The 9,940-nt window shown below is 30.7% G+C and carries 8 protein-coding genes; 2 read left to right on the forward strand and 6 right to left on the reverse strand.

The window, feature by feature from the left end:
* Nucleotides 1–2: 2 nt before the first annotated feature.
* From FP421_RS12435 to FP421_RS12445, 3 genes are all read right to left on the reverse strand, one after another.
* The gene (locus FP421_RS12435) at nucleotides 3–1,028 is read right to left on the reverse strand and encodes a hypothetical protein (RefSeq protein WP_159951082.1); all 1,026 of its coding nucleotides are present in this window, start codon (nucleotides 1,026–1,028) and stop codon (nucleotides 3–5) included.
* A gap of 1 nt (nucleotide 1,029) precedes the next feature.
* Nucleotides 1,030–1,689 (reverse strand): ABC transporter ATP-binding protein, encoded by a 660-nt coding sequence (locus FP421_RS12440; RefSeq protein ID WP_159951083.1) that lies wholly within the window; start codon nucleotides 1,687–1,689, stop codon nucleotides 1,030–1,032.
* Between the two features lie 95 nt (nucleotides 1,690–1,784).
* On the reverse strand, nucleotides 1,785–4,208 hold the full coding sequence (locus tag FP421_RS12445; protein ID WP_159951084.1) for a DUF5916 domain-containing protein: 2,424 nt from the start codon (nucleotides 4,206–4,208) through the stop codon (nucleotides 1,785–1,787).
* A gap of 243 nt (nucleotides 4,209–4,451) precedes the next feature.
* Here FP421_RS12445 and sucC point away from each other — a divergent pair, with 243 nt between their 5' ends.
* Entirely contained in the window at nucleotides 4,452–5,645 is a 1,194-nt protein-coding gene (gene sucC, locus FP421_RS12450) for an ADP-forming succinate--CoA ligase subunit beta (RefSeq protein ID WP_159951085.1), read from the forward strand.
* A 273-nt stretch (nucleotides 5,646–5,918) separates the two neighbouring features.
* Nucleotides 5,919–6,806: a hypothetical protein gene (locus FP421_RS12455; protein ID WP_159951086.1), complete on the forward strand. Its 888-nt coding sequence runs from the start codon at nucleotides 5,919–5,921 to the stop codon at nucleotides 6,804–6,806.
* A gap of 302 nt (nucleotides 6,807–7,108) precedes the next feature.
* Here FP421_RS12455 and FP421_RS12460 read toward each other — a convergent pair whose 3' ends face one another.
* The 3 genes from FP421_RS12460 to proC are packed head-to-tail and all read right to left on the reverse strand — an operon-like array spanning nucleotide 7,109 to nucleotide 9,897.
* The gene (locus FP421_RS12460; protein WP_159951121.1) at nucleotides 7,109–8,308 is read right to left on the reverse strand and encodes a glutamate-5-semialdehyde dehydrogenase; all 1,200 of its coding nucleotides are present in this window, start codon (nucleotides 8,306–8,308) and stop codon (nucleotides 7,109–7,111) included.
* Between the two features lie 10 nt (nucleotides 8,309–8,318).
* Nucleotides 8,319–9,089, reverse strand: a complete 771-nt coding sequence (gene proB, locus FP421_RS12465; RefSeq protein ID WP_159951087.1) for a glutamate 5-kinase — start codon at nucleotides 9,087–9,089, stop codon at nucleotides 8,319–8,321.
* A 1-nt stretch (nucleotide 9,090) separates the two neighbouring features.
* Nucleotides 9,091–9,897, reverse strand: a complete 807-nt coding sequence (gene proC, locus FP421_RS12470) for a pyrroline-5-carboxylate reductase (RefSeq protein ID WP_159951088.1) — start codon at nucleotides 9,895–9,897, stop codon at nucleotides 9,091–9,093.
* Nucleotides 9,898–9,940 lie beyond the last annotated feature (43 nt).

Here is a 9,940-nt window from a genome sequence, read left to right on the forward strand (position 1 = left end):
TTTTATAAATTAATACCAAATTTACAGCCTAAAGAAAGGTTTGGCATTGTTTTTCTAGTGTAATTTTTAAATTCTCTAATTTCGAAAGAAGGAAAATCATCATCATAAATCTGATGAATATTTTTATCAAATTCTAAATTTATATGGTTAAATCTTTTTATTCTTAATCCTAAACCCGAGTAAAAGTCAAAATAAAATCTCTTTCCTAAAGGAACTAATGTGCCGAATTTTAAATTAATAATAGTTACTCGTTTTCTAGTGGCAAAATCATCTCTTTTAAGGTTATTTAGGTTAGAATTATTTTTATCAGTATAGTCTATAAAATCATTATACTGACTATTTATATTACGAATTTCAAGGCCTAAGTATTCATTTATATGAACATTTTCTGTTAGATTGATTCCATTATACCATTTTGTCTCAAACCTGTATGTGGAAGCTTTTTCTTTTAGGTAAGTGATATTATGTCTGCTTAATTTCATTTTTGCCACCAGACCTCCATATTCTGCACTAATACTAAAATTATTTTTAACAAAATACTCTACTCCCAAGGTAACCATAGGAATAGAAAAAAAGTCAAAGGCTTGAAGTGGAGAAGTGTAAATAAAAACTTTGTTTTTGGGTACAATAGTCACTTTTTTATTACCTAACATAATTTTGTTAGATAACCTATCTGTTACAAAATGTAAGTTATTCTTGTATCGATATCCTTTATTATGAAATAAGTCTACAGCTAATCCTAATCCATAATTATATATATTAAGAAAAACTGTATTAGATAATTTTTTATTAAAAGAGAAATCCTGTTGTAAACTGTCTTTTAAAACTCTAATTTTTAGAGGTTTTTTAGATCGTAATGGCCTAATAGTTGTTTGGTTTATATCAATAGAGATAGTGTCGCTATCAAAAATAATTTTACTATTCTTATCTGCAGAAATTTTAACTTTAGTTCTTTTTCCATTAAAAATACTTGCACAAGAATTTAAAGTTAAGATAATTATTAAAAGGAGCCCAGTTTTTTTTGCCAAACTATATTATTTTACCATCAATCATCGTCAGTTTTCTATCTGCCATATTTGCCAATTCCTCATTATGAGTTACCAAAACAAAGGTTTGATTAAACTCATCACGAAGTTTAAAAAATAATTCGTGCAAACTCTTTGCAGAATCTGTGTCTAAATTACCACTTGGTTCATCAGCTAAAATTACTGAAGGATTGTTTATTAGAGCTCTAGCAACTGCTACTCTTTGTTGTTCACCTCCAGAAAGTTCATTGGGTTTATGGTTTATTCTGTGTGATAAGCCTAAAAAAGAAAGAATTTGTTTTGCTTTTTCTTGAGCTTCTTTTTTGTTTTTTTTACTTATAAATGCAGGGATACAAACGTTTTCTAAAGCTGTAAATTCGGGTAATAATTGATGAAATTGAAAGATAAAACCAATGTGTTTGTTTCTAAATTCTGATAGTTGCTTGTCGCTTAAATTTTTTAGAGAAACATCATTTAGACTTAATTCAAATTCTTGCTCTTTTAAAGGTTTATCTAGGGTTCCTAAAATTTGTAGCAATGTTGTTTTTCCTGCTCCAGAAGGACCAACAATAGCCACAATTTCACTTTTTTTAATATCTAAATCAACACCTTTTAAAACTTCTACATCTCCATAGTATTTATGAATATTCTTGGCTTTTATCATTCCTTGTAATTTACAACGAAAATATAAAAAAGAAATCAGAAAAACCGTTAAGAATTCCTGATTTCTGACTAATTGAACGCTATGTTCTTATCCTTTTAAAAAATGTTTTTAATCTTATTGTAATCAATAAAATACACAAATCTTACAGAGAAAGTATGTTGTTGAGATTGCTCAAATAAATTATCTAAGTTTTCTTTAAAGCTCAAGTTTGCGTCTGTATCTGAATTAAAAATTGAGTTTCTATAAAATGCAATTAACTGACTTCCAGGAGCAAATTGCCATATATAATTTAAATCTAAGTTCCAGCTATTAAAGTTTACATCTTCTCCTACATACGAGTTGTTTAGGTCTAAACCACCCTCTGTGTTTAAGTTATAGTAACTGTTGTATTTCGCAGAACCCCAATAATGCCTAAAACTTAATGAAAGTGAAGCATTAGTGCTAAAACTATAGTTGCCAGAAATCGTATTGGTGTAATTTTTACGATCTCTCATGCCAAAAATAAAGTTGCTTGCATCTTCATCTACATAACCTTGATCATCATTTGTTTTGTTGAAGCTTAACCTATATCTAAGAGAAAACTGATTGGTAAAACGATAACGTGGTGCTACACTAAATCCATAACCAACTTTTGGGTTGTTGTTATAACTTGTATAGAAAGCATCAGCATTTAATTCAAATTTCTTTTGAGAATTGGTAGATATGTAGGCATTTACATTTTTTCTTTCTGGCTGAAGAAAAAAGATTCCACTTGTAGTACCTTGTCTTGGTTCAAAGAAATCCTTTTGCTGAGTTCCGTAGTTAAAATTTCCACCAAAAGAAAAACGACTTCTAGTTTGTGCATTAAAATTTAAACCAAATTGTGTTCCTGTATAAATTCCTGAAAAGTGTTGGAAGTTTATTTGTTGATAATAATTAAAATTATATCTATTAAATTTCTTGGTAGGCTGTAAAGTTCTCCAACCACCATTCATATAAATAGCTTGTTCATTATTGCTAAAAAGTATACCAAAATCATTAGGGTTAAAATCTTTGCTTGTAAAGTTGTACCCTATCTCTCCTCTCCAATGTCCGGAGTTATACCCAAAACTATTATCAAACGTCCAGCCTGTATTTGGGTTGTTTATATCATCAGATATGTTACTCATTCTTACAGAACCATCAGCATTATATTTACTGTCTTTTGTCTCTATATGCCAATCTAAAGCAGTTACATTTGCATCTCTAAAACGTCCATCTCGTGTAACATTTGTATTGATTAATGAAACTGTTGAATTTTGGTTAAATTGTTGGTCTAAAACCATGATATTGTAATTAGAGAAAGGATTTATAACCTCTTCTCTTATTTTACCAGTGTTGTTGTTTTTTATTTTTGCATTCGTTGTTTCTGTGATTGCATTAAAGAAACCTATGCCTAAACCTTTTTTTGTTCTTCCAGAAATTTTAACTGCATTTAGCATGGTTACTTTTCCTGGGTAATCTATTATTTCTTCATCTGAAGATAGTGTGCTTTCTACATTAAATTGATCTATAGGTGAACCTCCAATTCTCCTTGAATAAAACAGTCTACTTATATTAAAAAGCTCTGTACCTTCTGTGAAAAATTGTCTTTGCTCTGTAAACTGTTGTTCAAAAGGACCTAAGTTTAAAACGACATCATCAAAACCAACTTGACTAAAATCAGGAATTAAAGTAGCATCTAAAGTGAAGTTTTCTGTTAAACCATATTTTATATCCATTCCAACGCTCCAGTCAAATTCTGTATTCCCTTCAAATGTATTGGTAGTTGCAGATGCATAGGGATATAAATTTAATCTTGTTGGAGGTTTAATATTTCTAAAATCTTGAATTAAACCATCATATTGTGTCCATCTTCCCACCGAATTGTCAATATGAGTCCAAGTATGTTGTGAGTTTAGTTTTTCTAACCTTCTGTGAAAATTGAATCCCCATGACTGTACAGGTCTATTTGCAAAACGTAAAGCTCTGTATGGAATTTTCATTTCCACATTCCAGCCTTTTTTATCAGTAGAAACAGCACTTTTCCAAACAGCACTCCAGTTAAAATCTTCATTTCCATTCGATACTTTAGAGTCTGCTTGGTTTCCTGTACTTTGAACAATAAATTCAAAGGGGTTTTGTCCATCATCATTTGGGTTAATGGTAAGTAAAAAGAAATCTGCTTGACTAAAATTATCTCTAACAGCGAATTCTTTGGGTATGCCTTCAGGATCAGGATCATTCATTTGAGCAGAAATATAAATTGCATCATCATCATAGACAACTTTTACAATAGTTTGATACTCTTGAGGAACTAAATCGCCATTTTCTGGTCTAAAAATGACAAAGTCTGTACAAACTTCTGCATTTTCCCAGGCTTTGTCATTTAAAATTCCATCAATTTTTGGGGATTTTGAGACACGAGTTGTCTTGATTGTTTTTCTTTTTTTAGTGTTTTGAGCCGATAGTTTACAGGCAAATACAACTAAAATCAGAAAAAAAAGATTTTTGTTGAACATTTAATTTTTGGTTGATTATGTTAAAACAAAATTAGAAAGGAGTTGTCTTAGAAGACAAAGCCTTAAAAATCCTAGTACTAATTAATAGAAAGACACCAGAAATTTATGGGTGTTACATATTTACCATGTTAAATTTTTCTTAAAGAAAATAGATTGTGTTTTTTTAATTTAATTTTAGATAAAACCTTGCCGAAATTCACATCTGAATTTGTATTTTTGCTAACGTTTTTAAAAGATATATAGATGAACTTACACGAATATCAAGGGAAAGAAATCTTAAACAGTTTTGGTGTTAGAATTCAACGCGGAATTGTAGCAAGTAACCATAAAGAAGCTGTAGATGCAGCGAAACAATTAACTGCTGAAACAGGTACTGGTTGGCATGTTATTAAAGCTCAAGTTCATGCAGGTGGACGTGGAAAAGGGGGAGGAGTTAAGTTGGCTAAAAACTTACAAGAAGTAGAAAGTATTGCTAATGACATTATTGGAATGATGTTGATTACGCCACAAACTTCAGCAGAAGGAAAAAAAGTAAATCAAGTATTGGTTGCAGAAGATGTGTATTATCCAGGAGATTCTGAACCAGAAGAATATTATATGTCTGTTTTATTAAACAGAGCCACTGGTAGAAATATGATTATGTATTCTACAGAAGGAGGTATGGATATCGAAACTGTTGCAGAAGAAACTCCACATTTAATCTTTACAGAAGAAATCGATCCTTTATTAGGTATCATACCATTTCAAGCACGTAAAATTGCATTTAACTTAGGTTTATCTGGTGCAGCTTTTAAAGAGATGACAAAATTTGTTACCAATTTATACAAAGCATACATAGGTTCTGATTCTTCAATGTTTGAAATTAATCCGGTTTTAAAAACATCTGATGATAAAATTATGGCTGTAGACGCAAAAGTTTCTTTAGACGAAAACGCATTATATAGACACAGAGATTATGCAGCATTACGTGATTTACGTGAAGAAAACCCAATTGAAGTAGAGGCAAAAGCTGCTGGTTTAAACTATGTAGATTTAGACGGAAACGTTGGTTGTATGGTAAATGGAGCTGGTTTAGCAATGGGAACTATGGATTTAATTAAAGAATCTGGTGGTGAGCCTGCTAACTTTTTAGATGTAGGTGGTACTGCAGATGCTCAAAGAGTAGAAACTGCTTTCGGTATTATTTTAAAAGATCCAAATGTAAAAGCAATTTTAGTGAATATCTTTGGAGGTATTGTACGTTGTGACAGAGTTGCACAAGGTGTTGTAGATGCATACAAAAGTATGGGAGACAAGATTAATGTGCCAATTATTTGTAGATTACAAGGTACTAATGCTATTGAAGCTAAAGAATTGATTGACAATTCTGGTATGGAAATTATTTCTGCGACTGAGTTTCAAGAAGCTGCCGATAAAGTAAGTGAAGTTTTAGGATAATATTCTTAAAGTTTTTAATAAAATAATAAGCCTCGTGAAAACGAGGTTTTTTTTATTGTAAAATAATGAAGATTCTGATAGTTTTTTATGGTAAGTTTTGAATAGTATTGTTTTGAGTTTTTTTAAAAACTTTTCTTTTGTTAAAACTTATATTTTAAAGGGTTTATTTAGATTATACGATAAGGGTAATTGCTTTATTCAGGATAGTGCAGGATACTGTAAGTTTATTTCTAATCTATTTTAGCTTAAAATATTAACTAAATTACCCCTAAAATGAACAAAATTAACATTAAAATTAAGGTATTGGCTGTTGCAATATCTCTAGGAGCTTTCATTTCTTGTGAACAACAAGAAAATGATTTTGAAACTGATTCAAAGATTATTAAAGAAGTTGAGTTATTAGGAAAAAGAGGAGAAGAGACTAACTGTACTCCAGGAAAAAGTAATTTTAATACAAGAAATGTTGACATAAGTAATCCTGCGAATACAGGAACAGTAGATGATAGAACATGTCATCAAGATTATTATGAGCTTACTAAATTTGGTAAAATTTATGGTAATTATAGAATTGCTGAAAATTCGAATCACTGGGATACAAATACTTTACAGCCTAGAATAGAACGTTCTTATCCTAGAGCAAATAGTAAAATTGGAAGTAAATTTACTTTTAAAGGTAAATTTATCATAGAAAGAGTAGGTACTACAGGTAACTTTAATACCGAAGGTACTTACATTGCTCAAACAAAAGGGAAGTATAATGCAGAAGGGTCTAGCCCAGGTAGTGGTGATAAAGATCCTGCAATTTGTTTATACTTAGCTAAAAAAGGTGCTAAAGTAAATGGTGTGCAAACTTTTGATATATATGCAGAACGAATTAAAAAAGTTAGAAGTACAAATGGAAGTGGAAGGGAAGTAGTAAAATTAACTACTGTTAATAAAGGAGAAGAAAATGATTTCGAAGTAAGAATGGGTTTCAGAATTGTAAATGGAGAAAAGCAACATTACTGTAACGTATTTATAAACGGAACACCTTACTATTGGAATGTACCTCAGCCAAATAGAGGTACACAATCTGGATTTAGATATGGAGCATATCGTTGTAAAGGAGGATCTGCGCATATTAGATGGGCTGACACTAAATATACTCGTATAAACAAATAATTTAGTTTAAATTTAGGAATTATAAAAAACCTCAAAACATTTGTTTTGAGGTTTTATTTTTCAATTAATTTTGTTGTTAAATACTTTTTTTTTTTTGACTTTATAAGAGGTTTCATGATACGCTAATTTTCCATCTTTAGCAATACTTTCAATAATAACCAACATTTCTCCAATATTGTCATCTGCATAAAATTCTACTTTACCTTTTCCGTTTTTATCTGATGTTAGATTAGGTTGCCAAAAAACTATTGAGCGTAAAATTCTTTTTTAATAGAAAAACTAGGTTTTATAGTTTAAACCTATTAATCACGTACATGTCCTTCTCCAATAATATAATATTTGTTGGTGACAAGCTCTTTTAGGCCTAAAGGTCCTCTATGATGCAATTTGTCTGTACTTATTGCCAATTCTGCTCCAACACCTAATTGACCACCATCCGTAAAACGAGTTGAAGCGTTTTTGTATACAGCAGCACAATCTACTTGCTCCATAAAATTATTAGCATTAGCATCATTCGTTGTCATAATTGAGGCAGAATGTCCACCAGAAAATTGATTAATCATTTCAATTGTTTGCTCTAAATGATCTACAGCTGCAATACAACATTTTAATTCTAAAAATTCTTCTCGCCAAATATTTTGATCTGTAATTAATGTTTCTTCTGATAAAACCTCTTTTATTTCATCATCAACTAAAATAGTAACCTTTTTTTCCTTTAAAACAGCTTGTAATTCTTTTACTTTTGATTCGAAATCTTCGATGTTTTTGTTGATAAGGATTTTATCTAAAGCATTACAAGCCGAAATTTTATCAGTTTTAGCATTAATGATTACAGCTAAGGTTTTTTGCCAATCTGCATGTTCATCAACATATAAAAAATTATTACCTCTACCACTTATTAAAACTGCACATTTGGCGTGTTCTTTTACAAAGTTTATCAAACGTTCTCCACCTCTTGGTACAATTAAATCGAGTTGCTCAGAAGGGTTTTTTAGAAAAGATTGGGTTTCTTCTCTGTTGAGTTGCATCAACTTAATGTAATCTGTACTCAAATTATTTTCTTTTAAAGCTTGATGCCAAAAATCAACTAAAATAACATTGCTGTTTACAGCTTCTTTACCACCTTTTAACAAGATTTTATTGTTGGCTTTAAACGCTAAAACAGCAGCCTCTATGGTTACATCTGGTCTTGATTCGTAAATAATCATGATGGTTCCAAAAGGAGCAGTTTTGTTGGTTACTTGTAATCCGTTGTCTAAATCTTTATGACTAATAATTTGATTTACAGGATCTTCTTGCGCTTTAACTTCGTTGATGGCTTTGATCATTCCATCAATTTTTTTATTGTTTACAATCAAACGATCAAACATTGCTTGATCTTCTTTCTGAAAAGCATCTAAATCTTTTTTATTCGCTTTTAATAAGGCTTCTCGATTTTCATCAAGAATTCTTGTCATGCTTTGTAATACGTTGTTTTTTGTTGTTATGTCTAGTAATTTCATCATTTAAATTTTAAAGTGCCACTTTTGTTCCTACAGATTTACCGTCAATAATATCAATAATGGTATTGTCTCTTTTACCATTTGCAATAAAAGTAGGGATGTTGTTTGCAGCCGTTTCTTGCGCGTAATCTAATTTAGAACCCATTCCGCCTCTGCCTTCACCAGGTTTTTTATTACTATCTCTAATGTATTTGTCTAAATCTTCATCAGGATTTACATTGGTGATTAAATCACTATCCTCAGACTGAGGATGCCCAGTGTATAAACCATCGATATCTGTTAAGATGATTAATTTATCAGCATTCATTAATTGCGCAATTAAACTGGCTAATTCATCATTATCAGAAAACATAGACATGGTAACAGAAACAGCATCATCTTCATTGGCTATTGGGACAACACCTTCAGCCATTAATCCTTCGCAACAATTTATCATATTTTGTCTATGCACACCAGGGCTAAAATCTCTTTTGGTAGGTAATACTTGTGCACACTTCATACCAAAGTCATTAAAAAGATTGTAATAATGACGCATCATTCTTGGTTGACCGATAGCAGAGTATACCTGACGTCTTTGTGTTTCGTTTTCAATTTTTGACTCTCCTAAAACCTCTTTACCAGCAATTACAGAACCAGATGAAACAAGAATAGTCATAATGTCTCTTTCATATAATTCTGCAACTTGTTGTACTAAGCGCCTTAAAACAGGTCTAACAATTCTGTTATCTCTGTTTGTCATTACATTTGTTCCTACTTTAATTACGATTCTTTCTTTGTACATTTTAGTGTTCTTTACCTAACTCTACAGCTCTATTAAAAGCAGCAAAAGCAGCGTCTTTTATTAATTCGTTTACGTTATTGTCTTCCATAGAATCTAATGCTGCACGTGTTGTACCGCCTTTAGAAGCTACTTTTTCCATCCAAGAATTTGGTGATAAGTTAGATTGATTAAAAAGTTCTATGGCACCTGTAAAAGTTTGACTCACCAAAACAGTTGAATCTTTTTTTGAAAAGCCCATTTTAAGTGCAGCTTCCATCATACTTTGCATAAAATAAAACACGTAAGCTGGCCCACTACCAGAAATTCCAGTAGAAGCATCAATTAATTTTTCAGTGCTTACTTCCATAGATTTACCAGTGGTATCTAATAAGCTTTCAATGGTTAATTTTTCAATTCTAGAAACTTCAGGTGATGTTACGTAAGAGGTTAATCCTTTACCTATTTTAGCTGGTAAATTAGGCATTGCTCTTACAATTTTTGTTAAACTAGAATATTGTTTGATGTTATTGATATTAACACCAGCCATTATAGAGACTAGTATTTGGCCAGGTTTTACATAAGGTTTTAATGCTTTAAATAGATTTTCTGCATGATAAGGTTTTACCGCGATAAAAATAATATCTGCTTTTGGTACACATTCTTCTAATTCTTTAAAAGCATCAAAATGAGAAATCTCATTTAATTCTTCTAATTTTTCTTCAGAATTATCTAAAACCATAATGTTTTTCTTCTTCAATAATTTTGATTTGGACATACCTTCTGCATAGGTTAACCCCATATTACCAGCACCGATTACTAAAATTTTCATTTTTTTTTTAAGTTTAATTAATTAATTAATTAATTATTTATTT

The organism is Polaribacter septentrionalilitoris, assembly GCF_009832745.1.
GTDB lineage: Bacteria > Bacteroidota > Bacteroidia > Flavobacteriales > Flavobacteriaceae > Polaribacter > Polaribacter septentrionalilitoris.